The organism is Stenotrophomonas sp. LM091 (assembly GCF_001806305.1).
In the GTDB taxonomy this organism is placed as follows: Bacteria; Pseudomonadota; Gammaproteobacteria; order Xanthomonadales; family Xanthomonadaceae; genus Stenotrophomonas; species Stenotrophomonas bentonitica_A.
In genome coordinates, this window is sequence record NZ_CP017483.1 from 428663 (window position 1) to 445234 (window position 16572).

At 61.6% G+C, this 16572-nt stretch carries 14 protein-coding genes; 8 read left to right on the forward strand and 6 right to left on the reverse strand.

The window, feature by feature from the left end; genetic code table 11:
* Nucleotides 1–47: 47 nt before the first annotated feature.
* Nucleotides 48–617: a TetR/AcrR family transcriptional regulator gene (locus BIZ42_RS01900; RefSeq protein ID WP_237393549.1), complete on the reverse strand. Its 570-nt coding sequence runs from the start codon at nt 615–617 to the stop codon at nt 48–50.
* Nucleotides 618–763: 146 nt separating this feature from the next.
* On the reverse strand, nt 764–1345 hold the full coding sequence (locus tag BIZ42_RS01905) for a TetR family transcriptional regulator (protein WP_070425384.1): 582 nt from the start codon (nt 1343–1345) through the stop codon (nt 764–766).
* A gap of 233 nt (nt 1346–1578) precedes the next feature.
* Here BIZ42_RS01905 and BIZ42_RS01910 point away from each other — a divergent pair, with 233 nt between their 5' ends.
* The 4 genes from BIZ42_RS01910 (at nt 1579) to BIZ42_RS01925 (ending at nt 6208) form a co-directional block, all read left to right on the forward strand.
* Complete coding sequence (locus tag BIZ42_RS01910; protein WP_070425385.1) at nt 1579–2361, forward strand: SDR family oxidoreductase; 783 nt, start codon at nt 1579–1581, stop codon at nt 2359–2361.
* A complete protein-coding gene (locus BIZ42_RS01915; protein WP_070425386.1) occupies nt 2358–3356 on the forward strand; it encodes an NADP-dependent oxidoreductase in 999 nt (332 codons plus the stop codon). Before BIZ42_RS01910 ends, BIZ42_RS01915 begins: the two co-directional genes overlap by 4 nt.
* Before the next feature lie 167 nt (nt 3357–3523).
* A complete protein-coding gene (locus BIZ42_RS01920; protein WP_070425387.1) occupies nt 3524–5662 on the forward strand; it encodes a TonB-dependent siderophore receptor in 2139 nt (712 codons plus the stop codon).
* Between the two features lie 183 nt (nt 5663–5845).
* On the forward strand, nt 5846–6208 hold the full coding sequence (locus BIZ42_RS01925; RefSeq protein WP_070425388.1) for a hypothetical protein: 363 nt from the start codon (nt 5846–5848) through the stop codon (nt 6206–6208).
* Between the two features lie 5 nt (nt 6209–6213).
* Here the strand turns inward: BIZ42_RS01925 and BIZ42_RS01930 are convergent, their stop codons facing one another.
* Nucleotides 6214–6897, reverse strand: coding sequence for a thermonuclease family protein (locus BIZ42_RS01930; protein WP_070427420.1), 684 nt, complete (start codon nt 6895–6897; stop codon nt 6214–6216).
* Nucleotides 6898–7036: 139 nt separating this feature from the next.
* The gene (locus tag BIZ42_RS01935) at nt 7037–8281 is read right to left on the reverse strand and encodes an MFS transporter (RefSeq protein WP_070425389.1); all 1245 of its coding nucleotides are present in this window, start codon (nt 8279–8281) and stop codon (nt 7037–7039) included.
* 104 nt (nt 8282–8385) lie between these two features.
* Here BIZ42_RS01935 and BIZ42_RS01940 point away from each other — a divergent pair, with 104 nt between their 5' ends.
* Complete coding sequence (locus BIZ42_RS01940; RefSeq protein WP_070425390.1) at nt 8386–9351, forward strand: AraC family transcriptional regulator; 966 nt, start codon at nt 8386–8388, stop codon at nt 9349–9351.
* 448 nt (nt 9352–9799) lie between these two features.
* A complete protein-coding gene (locus BIZ42_RS19490; protein ID WP_156785664.1) occupies nt 9800–10249 on the forward strand; it encodes a hypothetical protein in 450 nt (149 codons plus the stop codon).
* A gap of 777 nt (nt 10250–11026) precedes the next feature.
* Here BIZ42_RS19490 and BIZ42_RS01945 read toward each other — a convergent pair.
* On the reverse strand, nt 11027–11428 hold the full coding sequence (locus tag BIZ42_RS01945; RefSeq protein WP_070425391.1) for a tautomerase family protein: 402 nt from the start codon (nt 11426–11428) through the stop codon (nt 11027–11029).
* Nucleotides 11429–11674: 246 nt separating this feature from the next.
* Here BIZ42_RS01945 and BIZ42_RS01950 point away from each other — a divergent pair, with 246 nt between their 5' ends.
* The gene (locus tag BIZ42_RS01950; RefSeq protein ID WP_019184213.1) at nt 11675–12070 is read left to right on the forward strand and encodes an H-NS family nucleoid-associated regulatory protein; all 396 of its coding nucleotides are present in this window, start codon (nt 11675–11677) and stop codon (nt 12068–12070) included.
* Between the two features lie 58 nt (nt 12071–12128).
* Here BIZ42_RS01950 and BIZ42_RS01955 read toward each other — a convergent pair whose 3' ends face one another.
* Nucleotides 12129–13754: a MobA/MobL family protein gene (locus BIZ42_RS01955; protein WP_172838025.1), complete on the reverse strand. Its 1626-nt coding sequence runs from the start codon at nt 13752–13754 to the stop codon at nt 12129–12131.
* A 468-nt stretch (nt 13755–14222) separates the two neighbouring features.
* Here BIZ42_RS01955 and BIZ42_RS01960 point away from each other — a divergent pair, with 468 nt between their 5' ends.
* Nucleotides 14223–16436, forward strand: a complete 2214-nt coding sequence (locus tag BIZ42_RS01960) for an AAA family ATPase (protein WP_070425393.1) — start codon at nt 14223–14225, stop codon at nt 16434–16436.
* Nucleotides 16437–16572: the final 136 nt, after the last annotated feature.

Genomic DNA, 16572 nt, shown 5'->3' on the forward strand with positions numbered 1-16572 from the left:
GTATCCGGGTGCATTCTGTTCCTAGTGACTAATCCAGTCAATAGTCACTAGGATGGAATCACAAGGCTCCGCAGGACCAGTTGGTGCAGCGCCTCAGGCGCTTCCGCATGCAGGGCCGATACGTGGGGCAGCGTCACCGGGTTCAGGTAAGGCACCAGAACCTGGTAGACGGCGCGGCTGGTGTCGCCCAACGGTGTCGTGCTCTCGAACACCCCGGCAGCGCGACCTTCCTGGACGATGTCCTCCACCCGCTGGCGGATGCGGTGCTTGTACGCCTGGACGGAGGGCCAATCGCCCGTCGCGGCCGCGACCGCGATTTCATACAGTCGCCGGTCCTGGAGGAACAGGCGAAGACTGGACGCCACAATCACGGTGAACAGCGCGCGGAGCCTCTCCGGCGGCGCCTGGATCCCTTCCAACGCGTCATCTACATCGCGTTCGATCTGGCTGAGGCAGTTGGCGCAGATCACCTCACCGATCGCCTGCTTGGAGGTAAAGAACTTGTAGATGTACGCCTTGGAAAAGCCGATGGCTTTGGCCAGGTCGGACACCGTGGTCTTGTCGTAGCCGTAATGGCTGAAGTGCGCGGTGGCCGCCTCGATGATCTGGGTGCGCACATCGTGCTCGGCGGGGCCACGCCCGGCATCGGGCACTGCGGAGGTTGAAATAGACATACCGCAAGGGTAGCGCTGCCAGATAGAGCGGGCAAATAGTGACCAATCGGGTATGGGTTCACCATCGCATGGTGCTCGCCCGACACGCGTCAGGGCGCAGACGCCCCTGACATCCGCGCCAGCACATCCGCCCGGCAGACATCCAGAAGCTCGTCGGCCAGCGCCGAATCGTCCGGGCAGGACCGGGACAGCACCATCGCCCCGACAGCCTGGGCCATCAAGGCGATCCGCCGCGCGCGCGCCTGTTCGGCGGTGGCGGCGTCGGACTGCTCTTCCGGCGTGGAAGCAACCGCCAGCTGCGCCTCGATGCCTGCCGCAAAGGCCGCCTTGACCCCCGCCGGCTGACGCGCCGCGTCGGTGCACAGCGCTGCCATGGTGCAGCCCTGGCCTGGCGCGTCCCGGTGCTCGCGGGAAAGGTAGTAGCGCACGAAGCTCTCCCGGTCCGTGCAGGTCGCGGCCTCGGCCGATTTGGCCAGGCCGCAGCTCGCCGCCTCGGCCATCAGGTCGGCCTTCGACCCGAAGTGCTTGTAGAAGCCGCCGTGGGTGAAGCCGGCGGCCGCCATCAGATCGGCCACGCCCACGCCGTCGTAGCCCCGCTCACGGAACAGCGTGGAGGCGGTGTCGACGATGTGCGCCCGGTTGGCCTGCGCCTGTGCCTTGGTGACCTTCATGACCCGGTCTCTCTTCACGCTCTGCCTTGGTGAAGCGCACTTTACCACGATAGATGACCACCATCATCAAACCGTTGACATCTAAGATTACGGTCATCATCATTGCTGCACGCTATCAGCCGTCGCCACCGCCGGGGCGGGACTACCCCGCGTTGACCGATACAACGCCCCGGTAAGCCGTCGACAACGCCCTGCCGCCCCCCGGCCGCCCGCCCCCTTCCACGAGACACACCATGAGCCAGCTTCCCACCGTCCTCATCACCGGCGCCTCCAGCGGTATCGGCACCATCTACGCCGAACGCTTCGCCCGCCGCGGCCACGACCTGGTGCTGGTCGCGCGCGACACGGCCCGCCTGGAGTCGCTGGCCGCCCGCCTGCGCCAGGACACCGGGGTCGACGTAGACGTCCTGCCGGCCGACCTCACCGTGCGCACCGATCTGGCCACCGTGGAAACCCGCCTGCACGACGATGCCCGCATCGGCATCCTCATCAACAACGCCGGCATGGCGCAGTCCGGCGGCTTCACCGACCAGTCGGCCGACAGCATCGATCAACTGGTCACCCTCAACACCGTCGCCCTGACCCGCCTGGCCGCGGCCATCGCCCCGCGGCTGGCCAACGCCGGCGAAGGCGCGATCGTCAACATCGGCTCGGTGGTCGGCTTGGCGCCCGAGTTCGGCATGTCCGTCTACGGTGCGAGCAAGGCCTTCGTCCTGTTCCTGTCGCAGGGGCTCAGCCTGGAGCTGTCGCCCAAGGGCGTTTACGTGCAGGCCGTGCTGCCCGCAGCCACCCGCACCGAGATCTGGGAGCGTGCCGGTATCGACATCAACACGTTGCCCGAAGTGATGGACGTCGGCGAGCTGGTCGATGCCGCCCTGGTCGGCTTCGATCGCCGCGAAACCGTGACCATTCCACCATTGCATGTGGCCGCCCGCTGGGACACGCTGGAGGCATCGCGCCAGGGCCTGCTCTCGGACATCCGCCAGGCGCAGGCAGCGGAGCGCTATCGCCCATGAAAGCCTTCCTCATCGACCGCTATGGCAAGAACGAAACGGGCCACACCGATGACGTGCCAACGCCAGCGCTGCGCGATGGCGATGTGCTCATCCGCGTGCACGCGGCCAGCGTCAACGCGCTGGACCCCAGGATCCGGCGTGGCGAATTCAAGGTGATCCTGCCGTATCGCCTGCCGCTGATTCTGGGCAACGACCTGGCCGGAACGGTGGAGCGCGTGGGCGCCGGCGTTTCCCAGTTCAAACCGGGCGATGAGGTGTATGCACGTCCCGACGATGACCGCATCGGCGCGTTCGCCGAGTTCATCGCCGTCAACGCCGCCTCCGTGGCCTTCAAGCCCGCCAACCTCACCATGGTGGAGGCCGCTTCGCTGCCGCTGGTCGCGCTGACCGCGTGGCAGGCTCTGGTCGAAACCGCCCAGCTCAAAGCTGGGCAGAAGGTCTTCATCCAGGCCGGCTCCGGCGGCGTCGGCACCGTGGCGATCCAGCTGGCCAAACACCTTGGCGCGTTCGTTGCCACCACCACCAGCACGCCCAACGTGGGATGGGTAAAAGCGCTGGGCGCGGATGTGGTCATCGACTACCGGCGGCAGGATTTCGCCGCGGACCTGCGCGACTACGACGTGGTGCTCAACAGCCTGGGCAAGGAGGAACTGGAGCGCTCGCTGCAGATCCTCAAGCCGGGTGGGCATCTGATTTCCATCTCGGGCCCGCCCACGCCCACCTTTGCCACATCGCGCGGGCTGGCCTGGCCGCTCAAACAGGTGATGCGCCTGCTCAGCCACGGCATCCGCAGCAAGGCCAGGAAGAAGGGAGTCACGTATACCTTCGTCTTCATGCGAGCCGATGGGGCGCAATTGAGCACCATCACCTCGCTTGTGGAATCCGGCGCGATCGCACCGGTCATTGATCGGGTGTTTCCGTTCCAGGACACCCAGGGCGCGCTGGCTTACGTGGAGAGCGGGCGGGCGAAGGGCAAAGTGGTGGTGGAACTGTAACGCCGGAGCGGCTCAAGCGCGCGCTATCCCGTGGCCTTGCCGCACGTCCAGGAGCAACGCGACTTGCATTATCGGGCGCTGCACCGCCTTGGGGTGATGCAGCCGATTGAGTGATTGAGGCTGCATGTTAATATTTCTCATTCGCGACTACGCCCCCCCTGCCTCCGATGACCCGCCCGTCGCTTCGTCTCTCTGCCCTGGGCTTGCCCCTGACCTTCGCCTGCCTTTCGGCACATGCCGCTCCGCCCTCCTCCCCCGATGTGCAACAGCTCGACGCAGTCCAGGTCCTCGGCCGCGCCCAGACCCTCTACCGGGTCGACGACGCCACGGTGGGCACGCGGACGGATACGCCGCTGGCGCTGGTGCCGCAGTCCATCCAGGTGGTGCCGCGTGAGCTGATCGAAGACCAGGCGGCCCGCCAGATCACCGACCTGTACCGCAGCATCAGCGGCATCAGCTTCTTCAGCTACGCCGGCGTGACCCTGCGCGGCTTCCGCCAGGAAAACGTGCTGTATGACGGCCTGCGCGGCGACCCCTATGCCGGTTTTTCGGTCCCGCAGCTGTTCAACATCGAGCGCGTGGAGGTCCTGAAGGGACCGGCCGGCGCCCTGTACGGCGGCGGTGATGCCGGCGGCGTCATCAACTACGTGACGCGCAAGCCGAAAGCCACGCCCGAGCGCCGCATCGAACTGCAGGCCGGCAACAACGATTTCCGGGCTGCATCGATCGAGGCCACCGGGCCGATGAACGCCGCTGGCAGCGTGCGCTACCGCGCCGGGCTGTATGGCGACACCGAGCAGGGCGTGCGTTGGAACGCAGACAGCGAAAGCGTGATCGGTGATGCGTCGCTCGCCTTCGACGTAGGCGACACCGGCGAGTTGACCCTGCAGTTCACCGACATCACCCAGAACCTGGGCGGCAACCGCCTGCGCGGCGTGCCGGTGGACGACAACGGCAGCTTTCTCACCGACCGGCGCTGGAACCACAACGAAGCCACCGACTTCCTCGACATGCGCGCCAAGGTGGCGCTGGCGCAGTACCGCTTCTCGCCCAGCACCAACCTGGACGTGGATGTGGGTGCGCGCTGGTTCGAGAACAACGAGCACCAGATCTACCACGAGCCGATGGGGCTGATCGACCGCAACCGCGACGGCGTGCCTGAATGGATGACCCGCCAGCTGCGCAACCAGATCCGCGACAACGATGCCTTCACCGCCAACGCCAACGCAGTGTGGCGTGTCAGCACCGGCCGCATCGAGCACAAGGTGCTGTTTGGCGCCGATGTGTACCAGCAGGATGCCGACTTCACCGCGCAGACGGCCAACAGCGCGGACCTGGCGCGGGGTGCCGGCCCGGTGCCGGGCATCGACCTGTTCAACCCGGTGTATGGCGCAAGTTCGTGGCGCGACTACAACCTGGCCGCCCTGCCCTGGCGGAGCACCAGCACGCGCAGCAAGCGCTATGGCGGCTACCTCCAGGACGAACTGACGCTGACCCCGCGCTGGCATGTGCTGGCCGGACTGCGCTGGGACGGGTTCAAGGACGATGACCGCATTGCCGGCACCGCGGTGGATGGCAACGACATCAGCTGGCGGCTGGGCAGCACGTACACCGTGCGGGAAGGCGTCAATTTCTACGCCAACATCGCCAGCGGCTTCATGCCCCAGAGCGCGGCCAACCAGAGCGCCGAGGCGGGCGGCCCGTTCGATGCCGAGCGCAGCAGACAATGGGAAGTCGGGTTGAAATCCCTGCTGGCCGAGCGCATCACCTTGAACCTGGCCGCGTACCGGATCGACCGCAGCAATATCGTGCAGGCCACCGGTGAGATCGTGGACGGCGTCAACCAACTGGCCGCCCTGGGCCTGGTGCGCAGTACGGGCATGGAGCTGGACCTGCTGGCCGATGTCACCGACCGCTGGGTGCTCAACCTCACCTACGCCTACAACGATGCGCGGGTGAAAGATGCCGGCAGCAACGGCATCACCAATGCGTCCGGCGATCGCTTCGCCAATGCGCCGCAGAACAAGCTCGGCCTGTGGACACGCTACGACCTGCCGGCAATCCATTCGGCCATCGGTTTCGGCGCCGATTACGTGGATGAGCGCGTCAGCCTGGATGGCCAACGGGTGAAGCCGTACACCGTGTTCGACATGAGCTGGAAGACCCAATGGCAGCAGTGGCAGTTCCAGGCCAACGTCAAAAACCTGTTCGACAAGGTGTACGCCGCCAGCGGCTTCAGCGAGCGCACCGGCCACTTCCCGGGTGAGCCGCGCCGTGTGTACGTGCAAGCTGCGTACGCCTTCTGAGCCCGCCCATGCGCCAGCCAGTGCCAGCGCCCCCGAACCGCCCGGCAAGCGCTGCCAGTGGGGCGCTGGCTGTGGCTGGCCCTGCTGCTGGTGTGGGCGTCACTGGTGCCGTTTGAGACCATGAAGTAGACGCACTCACCCGTCGAACGATGGCATCCTGCCCGTTCGCGCAGGAGCACAACGATGCGGACGACGGGAAATCTTCTTGCAGCAGCAGCTGTCACGCTGAAGGTCGGCGTGGTGTTCTGGGTGCTGGTGGCCTGGCGGACACCCGGCGGCGAGCCTTGGGATGCGCCGGCGTTCTGGACCGTCGTCTATCCCATCGCACTGGCTATCGCCGCGGTTCTAGGCGCCTGCTTCCCCCGCAAGGCGTGGCTGTGGGGACTGTTGCTCATGGCGCTGCAGGTGCCGGTGGTGGCCGTGGTCTCGGGCGTTGGCCCGTTGTTGCTGGCCGGACTGGTGTATGCACTGGTGCTGGCGTTGCCTGCGATGGCCATCGCGGCAGCGGCGGGCGCGCTACGTCGCCGCCTGCATGAGAGGGTTTGAGACGCTCAGCGCTTGGCCGCCTGCCACCCTGCCCGCACTGCGTCGGCAGGGCTGCAGAACATGCGCTCGCCGCGACTCGTGTCGATACTCGTGCGCGCGTAGTCCCGCTGGCCCGGCACGTGGTAGATCTTCTTGCCTTGGCGGGAGATGTTGCCCTTGATTTGGCATCCGCCCGGCGCCGGCTGCGTGGCCACCGGGGCGTGTCGCGCGGCCTGGTCACGCTTGCTGCGACGATAGTCGGCTGGCATCTGGAACGGCCCCTGCCAGAGGTTCCGCTGATGCTGGCGCGCGTCGGCTTCGTCTGCGATGAATGCCGTGGCGTACTGGCGGTACGCCACCGCCCAACCGGAGCGCACCATCCACCGATTGACCGACGCCCCCTGGACAAAGCACTCCGCCACCACCCTGCCGTAGCGGTCCGTGTCCTTGGGCTGGCAACGAACGGTTTTTTCCAGCAGATAGCCGTCCAGCGCGGCGGCTGACCGACGCCCACAGGGCCAAGTGCGCCCATCTTTACCGGTGCATTGCTGCGCGCTTTCCGGCGCATCGATGCCCCATAGGCGGATGCGCTGCTTGGCCACGGTGAGGGTGTCCCCGTCCGTGACCGTCGCGCGGCCGACCAGCTCTGCTGCCACACCAGGAACCGACGCAGAAACCAAAAACAACACCACCAGACCTTTCAACACCATCAACAACAACGTCCTTCAAGTGCACGCTCGGGAGCGAGCGCCAGTTAAAACAGGGCCGAGCACTTTAGCGGAAGCGGATACAGGACGCCGACTACATCGACAGTCCTTCACTCCCGACGTGCATTCCTGGTGTGGTCGCCTAGATATGAAACGCCGGACCTGCCGACAACGGCGCCGAGCTCACCCTGACCCGGAACGCGATGAGCAGGCTGGCGAGGAGCATCACCGCCGCGGCAACGACAAGGACTGCAACGATGCCGCCCAGCCCGAACACCACGCCACCCAACGCGGCGCCCGCTGCGATGGACGACTGCACCGCAGCGACCACCATCCCGCCGGCACTCTCGGCCTGGTCAGGCACCGCACGCGCGACCCAGCTCGACCACGCAACCGGCACGCCACCGAAGGCCAGACCCCACAGTGCTACCAGGATCGACAGCCCACCGACGCTCACCGGCAACAGGAGCATGCCCAGCGCGGCTACGCCAACCAAGGCAGGCATGAGCACCAGCGTGACTTTCAGACTGCGCTCCATGAGCCAGCCGGCCAGGAGAGTGCCAACGAAATTCGCCACACCGAACCCGAGCAGGATCAGCGCCAGGCCATCGGCGCTCATCTGCCCCAGGCTCTCCAACGTGGGGCGGATGTAAGTAAAGAGCGAGTACTGACCGGTGTGCGCCAGGACGCAGCCCAGCATGCCGACCGCAACGCCCGGACGGCGCAGCAGGGCCACCACCGACTCGGGAACTGCCGCCTTGCGGGGGGCCATCCGGGGCAGCGTGAACCACTGGAACGCAAACGTGAGTCCACCTACCGCCGTCGCCGCCCAGAACGCGCTGCGCCAGCCCAGCATCCCGCCGAGGTAGCTCCCCAACGGAACCGACACCACCGTGCCGACCGCAATCCCGCTGAAGATGATGGACAGCGCGCGAGGCACGCGCTGGGGCGGCACCAGCCGCATGGCCACGGCCGCTGCCATGCTCCAGAAACCGCCCAGCGCGATGCCCAGAAGGACCCGCATCACCAGCAGCACGCCCATGCTGGACGACAACGCCACCAAGGCGTTGGAGAGGATCATCAGGGCCGTGAAACTCAACAGCACCAGGCGCCTGTCTATCGAACGGGTCAACCGCGGCACCAGCAGGCCAGCGAACAGGGCCACAACCGCAGTGACCGTCACCGCTTGCCCGGCCAGCGCCTCCGACACCCCCAGGTCCGCCGCCATCGGCGTCAACAGGCTGGCAGGCAGATATTCCGCGGTGAGCAGCCCGAAGACCCCCATGGCCAGCGAAAACACCGCCACCCATGCCGATGAAGAAGGCTCCCCGCTCCCCCTGTCCACAGAATCAGGCGTGTTCGCGACATCAACTACGTTATTGCTCATCACAGATCCCAGTGCATTCGTGCAGCCGAGAGTCTAGGGAGCCAGGTCAGGATGATCTATGATTGTCCGACCTGTATTTTTGATCGAAACCCCGAACCGTCTCCATGAGCCACACGCCACTCCAGCCCACCGACCTGATCAGCGAACTGCTGACCGGCATGCGGCTGCATGGCGTTCAATACCGGCGCATTCAGACCGGACCGACCTTCGGGCTTGGATTTCCCTCAAAGCCAGGCCATGCCTACTTCCATTACCTGGCAGTGGGCACGGCGATTCTTCGTGGCGCAGACGGCAGCCAACACCGTCTATCCGCCGGGGATGTCGTACTTCTTCCCCGCGGAGACGAACACGCGTTGCTGTCGGGCGAGGACCATCCCGTCCAGTGCCTGGAAACGATCGACGCAGCCCCGCTGGGCGACGCAGTGAGCGGGATAGACACGTGCCCAAGCACACATGCCGTGCCCAGCGCGGTGCTCTTCCACGGCTGCATGGTGTTCGATCTGGGCGGCATGCAAGGGTTGAGCAAGGTGATGCCGGCGGTGATGTTGTGCGATGGCAACGCCACGCAGTTCCCTGGGCTGTTGCCGATGGTCGACGCGATGAAGCGCGAGGTGTGTTCCGGACGCATTGGCTATGCAGGAATCCTCGCCCGGCTGGCGGATGCAGTGGCCGCCATGATTGTCCGTGACTGGGTCGAGCGCGGTTGCGACGGCGCCTCCGGCCTGGTCATGGCCCTGCGCGACCCGCGTCTGTCACTGTCGTTGCTTGCCCTGCACAGAGACCCTGGGCGGGACTGGACGGTCGAAGCGCTGGCTGCGGAATCCAACATCTCACGGTCTGTCTTTGCGGAACGGTTCCAGACTGTCATGGGAACCGCGCCGCTGCGATATGTGACCGAGCTGCGTATGCACTTGGCCAGTCAATGGCTGAGCCAGCAGAACCTCTCCATCGAGGTGGTGGCAGAGCGTCTTGGGTACGCGTCGCAGGCGGCTTTCAGTCGGGCTTACAAGCGTGTTATGGGGTACTCGCCTGGTGCGACTCGGCGGGGGCGTGGGTTGGCCTCTGTGTAGGAGCGCCGCTAGCGCCGTTTTTGAACGGCCGCTGGGATCTGATCACCACCGATGTGTGACTTGGAGCGAAAAATGGTAACGAAAAACATGATCGCGACCACACTCCCTCCAAATCAGCATTGAAAGCACGCGCGGAAAATCTAGAATGGAAAAATACCATCAAAGCTGAAACCCAGGCTAGAGCGCACCAGGGCAAATCCATAACAGTTCCGCGACACGCATAGGTATAAATCAGCTCAACCTGCGGCAAATTCCTGCAAATGTTGCAGCAGGACTCGCTGCGTCTGCGCGTGGAGACGTCGAAGCAATGCCAGAAAGCATTGATGAGTGCGACGTCGATGAAGGATTCAAGAAAATCCTGAGCAGGCAACCAAAAGGGCATCCAAAGACACTAAATTGCCTTACAAAAGGCCTGATTACATGATCGCCCGCGGACTACGAGACCAACATGGAACACTTTGAATGCCTTGGATATTATCACGGCGAAACCAAACTTGACGCTTTACTGGCTGCACTGGATGTCAATGAGCGACCCATCCTTCCACGGGGAGATACAGATACCTACCTGTCGAACGAGGCCGCTGGAATCGAACTGACATTCTCGGACTCAGCATCACTCAGCGCCCCACAACGCGACTATCCGGCCGGAGCGCTCGTGTTGGTGAACATCCGTTATTACGGGATGAGGCTGGAAGAATTTTCGATCTACCAAGGCAACTTGCCTTACGGACTAACATTTGGCCTGAAAAAATCTGAACTCATTGCATTACTTGGCGAACCAGAATGGAGGAATCCAGAAGGACTTCGCTTGCGCTGGATACGCGGACACCACCGAATTCACGTGACTGTCAGCAAGAGCGAAGGAGCGATCATCGTCTCCTTGGGGCTTCCGCTTTAGGAACGAAGTCATTACCGAGACCTTAAAAATCGAAAGTGGAAAGGCAGAAAAATTAAAGAGTCACCCGCGACGTCCATCCACATCACACTTCGAACTTCCGCCCAAACAACCAAGAAAGCCCATTGCTGCTATCCCCCGTCTCCCGATGGATGTGTACTGCAAAGGTGCTGCGTTGCGAAACTTGAGCGAAACCTGATTTACACCACCAGCCCTTGAGGGTTGATGCATATGTGGTTGTCGAAATAGACAGGCAAAGACCTGCGGGGTGGCGGAGAGAGTGGGACTAAACGTCCCCTCTCCTAAACCCTTGATCTTCCTACAGAACTCAAACCGGACCGTGTCCTGGTGAGTGTCCTTGAAGTCTAGAGGTCAACCCGAACTTGAGCAACTCCAACGCGGCTGAAAATCATGCGTGGCGATTTGCACGGCGGCAAGTCAGAGGCTGCCAACGACGCAAGCCATTCGGCGGCCGACCGTCGCCTGTTCAAAGCGCTCGGAGCCGGAACTGCTGCCAGCATGCTGATCTAGCACAGGTAAGGCGCGAACAGTCTTTACTTCTCGCGGCAGTGCTACACCCCTGTCGAACTGGCGGCACATGATCTGTCAAAGTCTGCCTATGAATGTCCGAAACGGAATAAACCGCCCACAACACCGGCGCCCGCGTCAGCCCCCATCCCGCCATCTACGCTCGCCTTCTCTTCTAATACTGCCCCTGCGTAAAGCTAGATGGGCCAAAGCCGGAAATTGGCTCCGGCTTAGGCAGATGACTCTTCGCCACTAAAGTGAGACGCCAGAGATGTAACGATATTCTTGGGTTCTCCCCTCGTAGCCCCACGCGTCTGCATGAACTTCATGGATAACAACGTAACTCGCTGGGGCAAGCGGCCCAAATATCTCAGTGACAGCCTCAAAGACCTGGCGAACGTACTGACTTTTCTCATTCTTGGTGTTGGTGCCCTCGGTGACCTTGATGTCCAAATAGAACGTCACCAACTCTTGACCAGCAAGGCTCATTCCGCCGATGTACCAACCTTTAGGCGAAGTAGCATTGATCTCTACGGCAGTGAGCTCGCGCTTCTTGCCGAGCACGGTCGCTGTCAGTTCCGTCAGGACACTTGCGACTTGGTCTGATTGCTTTTGCGATGTGTCCGCCGAGACGTGAAAACTGAGATACGGCATACCGAGACTCTCCTGAGGTGTTTAACGCGCGAAAGACAGTGTATCGGGCCTAGCTGCCCGACACTGCTTTTGGCATGCAATAATCCGCCTGAGCGTAGAGCACCTGATCGGCGGCCAAAGCCTTCTACAGCTATGTCCAGAACGCTTCCAGCTTAGCGTCATCAGACCCCACTATAAAGCGGTACCTCTCGGACTCTACTCCGACAGCGCCGCACCCTATCTGCATCCGTTTTAAAGGACCAATGAATGACCAAACTGACCCTTGACTCTATCCTCACCGCCAAGCAAAAGCTTCAAGATGAGATCCAAGCTCTCGAGGCCCAAGAGGCTCAACTGCGGCAAGAGCAGACGTCTGATGCCCACGCGGAGATCTTGAACCTCATTGCTCAGTACGCTAAGAACTTCAACGCCAAGCAGAGATCTGAGATTTCTTCGTCACTCGCTGCGAGCGCCGGTCAGCCCCGCAAGAGTGCCGGCCCGAAGAAAGCCGTTGCCGCCAAGTATTGGCTGCCCCACACTCAAGAGACTTGGTCAGGCCGGGGGCGTACGCCGAGGTCATTTGCTGCATGGGAAGGCACGGCTGCATACAAAGAGTGGAAGTCCAAGCACCCTGACGAGAAATTCCCCGCTTATCCGGGCTAATAGTCAGCAAAGATCCCCATTGCCGGGGATCTTTTTTGCCAGTGCTTTTCCAAGCCACTTAGAACGTCGGTCGCCGCCCCTTCATCTTATGCTCCCAGCTCCCCGCTTCATCAGTGCGAGCTGGTGGTGGATCGATATCCGGGTATGGACTACTTGAGACGGCTGCGGCCGTGGAATCCATGAAGTGCTTGTCCAAGACTCCCCTTGCCTCAGTCATGCGCTTTCTGGCCTGGTCAATTCGCCAACGCTGGATTGCCGCAATCCTCGGTGACACATGGGTCTTCGCGCGGTAGACACGCTGACGGGCGCGCGTCGCTGCTTGCGTCTTCGGTGCATCAGCGTGCTCCGATAGCTTCGCCTGAGCATCAAGGAGCGCCATCCGCGCCCGATGCGGCCGCGCCATCATGTGCGCATACTTGGCCAAGGAGCGAGCAAGCACCTCAGTGTCTTCAAAGGTGAACGCTTTGCCAGCGTAGTCATCCACTCGCCGACACAAGATGCTGGCATGAGCGAGCTGGAACTCCGGCTCAATTTGGATTCCGGGGACGCTTCGAAGGAGCTCCAATGAATCTTGGGCGACTTCTCGCTGCGCTTCCAGCCAGTCCTCGATCAGCTTGGCCTCTGCATTGAGAACCTCCGCATCGCGTCCTGATGCTCTCGTGATCCGCTGCACGCGACTGAGATGCAGGGTTTGCCGGCTGTACTGATCGAAGCTCCGCGCGGCGATGGGGCGGCGATCCAACAGATGCTCCCGCACTCTATCCACGACATCGCGGGGATGACCTGCCCTGCCCTCCTGCGATGTGAGCCTATCTTCCGCCTTCGCCCGATCCCGCAAGGCAGCGGCGTGGCTATGACCCTCCGGCACCCCCGGATCGTTTATCAATGCTGCTTGGTGTGCCGAGATGGTGGCAACAAGCTTCATCGCCGCATCTTTGCCGCCAAGGCCCTGGACAGACCAAGTCAGGCGGCTCTTTCGCTCTAGGGCTGTCTTGACCTTCCCATTGTGCCTGCCTGGCGTGCGGGTCAGCTCCCGAGCACGTTCAAAGTTGCCGTTTAATGCCGCTTCTCGCGCTTGGGTCTTCAATTTTCGAGGATCAACCCGCTTTTGGATGCCGGCAATGTCGAGATGCCTGTTGATGGTGGCTGCAATCGCTAAGCGCAGCTCCTTGACGGCATTGCTGCCCTGCCCTTGCCTCCCATCGAACTCAGCAGCTGCGCGCTTGCCAAAGCCTTCTGGACCCACTTGCCTGGCGGACATCAGAAGATGCACATGATGGTTGCGCTGGTCCCCGTTTCGGCTAGGCGTGTGGATCGCCACCAAGACGGCGACTTGATAGCGATCCACCAAGAGCTGCCCCAGGTCCAGAGCCAAGGCCTTCCGTTGTGCTTGATCTAAGCTCTGTGGCAGAGCCACCTCTACTTCCCGGGCGACTAAGGCGTTCTTGCGTGTCTCGGCGGCCTCGTTGGCGTTCCAGAACTTTTGCGTGTCCAAGCACCAGGCCGGAGCACCCTTGGGGGCGAGCATCTGGGCGTGATCAACGCCGTGCCGGCGCGAGTATTGGTGCGACAGCCCGGTCGCCTCGTCGACGAGATCAAATCCAGCGCGATACGCTGCTGCTGCCACTGAACTATCGCCTTTGCCTCGGCCAAACGACTTCATGTGTGAGTGATAAATTGCCACGACTTCTCCTATTCATTTTTGGAGAAGCCAACAAAAGGCCATTTGCGTTATTCGTCTAGGCCTTCACAGCACGCGCGATTTCGTGCGCGAAATCACAGGGTTTTGCCTTGCTTTGTGGACCGCGGAGCGGGACACGAGGAGGCCAACGGCCTCCGCACTGCCGACAGGCAGCGCACGGAATTTCGAGAATCGAAAATTCCATCAGTGCGCTCTTGCATTGCCCCGATACCCATATGTGATATCGACAGAATCAGGCGTCTAACCTTGCTCGCCGAGCATCGACTGCAACACTCTGTGCTGCCCCACGCCTACATGAACGGTTCATTAACACGTATCGATTGCCTGTAATCTGGATCTGTCAGCGAGCCACTCAAACGCAAGGTCCCGCGGCGGTATGATGCGGATGCGGTGGCCGTCGGTGGTCACAGCCTAGGCCTAGGGAACGGCCGACCTCTTTGAGAGAGAGCAATGATCAGAAAGATCGCCATCCAGAATTTTAGAAGCTTTGATCCAGGTGCCGTCACAGCGATCGATTTCGCATCGGACAAACGCGTTGCATTCTTCTATGGCCTCAATGGTGCCGGCAAGTCGGCCATTGGGCAGGTTGTCCAAAGTTGCTCGTCAGGCCAGGAGCCCATCTCCGGCTGTTCGGTGACCACTTACCCTGCCGACGCTAGATATGAGTATTTGGTCTACAACGAGCGCTTTATTGAGACCCATTTCCGCAACCGCAGTGATGTTCCAGGCATCTTCACCATAGGCGACCCTGAGTCGTCAGCATTGGAAGCCGCCGAAGGCCTCGAGCAAGAGCTTGAGAGTTGGCGCGCGCAGCGCGATGGCCTCATTGAGCAGAGCCAGTTGCGCGAAAAAGAGAGAGCCGCAGCCCACGAAACAGCGCTTGGCGCGGCCTGGAAGACCTATGCTGCGCTGAAAGATGGCCCCTTCAAGCCTTGGTTGCCTTACGGAAACTCCAAGCAGAAGTTCTTCGACGCGCTCCAAGCCAAAGCTGCCACTCCCTACGACGGCGATCTGCCTACTTTCGATGAGCTCGCTCAGTCGCTTAATGAGCTCGGGGACAGTCACACCGCTCACAAGCCTCGGATTGAGATTGAACTGCCGAACTTTGGCAGAACCGAGCAAGATGAGATTTGGGAAGAGCCAATCGTGGGGTCCAGCGACAGTGCCCTTGCGGCTCTCATTAGGGACATTGGCAACCTCGACTGGGTCAACCAGGGCCGTTCCTATCTCGATCATAGCCAAGATCAGTGCCCCTTCTGCCAGCAAAGTCTTCCCCACGACTTCCCCGAGGAACTTGCCAAGCTCTTTGATGCGAGCTTCGACAGGCGTGTCGCCAGAGCGATGCTGCTTGCTGAGAGCTACGCCGCAAGTGTTGCCAGCCTTGATCAAGCCATTGCGCACCTTATCGAAACGGAACCCTTCGCTTCGGAGAACCAAACGTTAGAACTTGCCTGGTCCAATGCAAGTCGCCTGCTCAATGACAACGCGCAGAGAATGGCGAGTAAGGTCTTGTCCCCCCAAAGCGCTTTCGAGATGGAACCTAGCCAATCGTTCCTGACAGCTGTGCGCGAGGCAATCGATGTAGTTTCGAACCGTGTTGACGAGTACAACCGACGCCTGAGCCATCGCGATCGCGAGTTGAAGCGGATCGAGCACACCTTTTGGCATCGCCTGTGTACTGAGAACGACGGCACTCTGTCGCTTTATAAGACCACCTCCAAGGGTGCCCAGGATGCTCTGCAAGCAATCCAGTCTGCAATGGCCCTACTCCGCACTCAGATTTCCGAAGCTGAGGCACGCCTCGTTGAGCTGCGCGCTACAAGCAGCGGCACGGAGGAAGCAGTCTTGGCGATCAATACTCGCCTGCAATCCCTAGGGGTTGATTCCTTCCGAATTAGCAGAGGTGAGGACGATCTCTACCAGTTGGTGCGCCCAGGCAAGGGGCCAGATGTCTACGGCTCCCTTAGTGAGGGCGAGAAGACCCTCATCACCTTCCTCTACTTCGTCGAGCTCATCACCGGCTCTTCGGTATCGAACCAGTCTTCACCACTGGAACGCAAGATCGTCGTTATCGACGACCCAATATCCAGCTTGTCGCACAACTTCGTCTACGACATCGCCGCGACCATCTCTCGCGACATCATCGCGTTGGAGGACACGCGTGGCAAGAGTGTCAAGCAAGTGGTGGTCCTCACCCACAGCCTTTTCTTTCTCAACGAGCTCATCAAAGTCAGCAAAGGATCAAAGAACTTTGAACTAAAGCGCGTCCTGAAGAAAACCTACACCACTATCGTTCCTATGAAGATTGACGATCTGAAGAACGACTACGAAGCATGGTGGCAAGTCGTCCGCGATGCCTACCAAGATCAGGTCACATCCGCAACGGCGGCCAATGCAATGCGCTGCATTCTGGAGCGGTTCTTCTACTTCACCACGTCACAAGGCAAATTCAAGGAGGTGATGGATAAGCTCGCTGAGCAGGACCGAAGCTTCCATGCGTTGGGCCGCTATTTGTCTCACCACTCTCACGGCGATGCCAACACGCTCACGGACTTTGGCGAATACGATGTGAATTATTGCCTCATCAAGTTCAAGGCCGTGTTTGATGAGCTTGGCTTCACGGAGCACCATCGGGTGATGGCTGGGCTTTCCGAGGCGGCTTAGCCATGGAGCCCAGGAGGGCGCGGCCCGAGCCCCGGTCCCCGGTCCCCGATACCCGTTACCCGATACCCGCCATGGTTGCCTCCTATGCCCCCGCTGGGGCAGGCAGCCCGGCCCCTGGTCAACTGCGAGCTCCCCC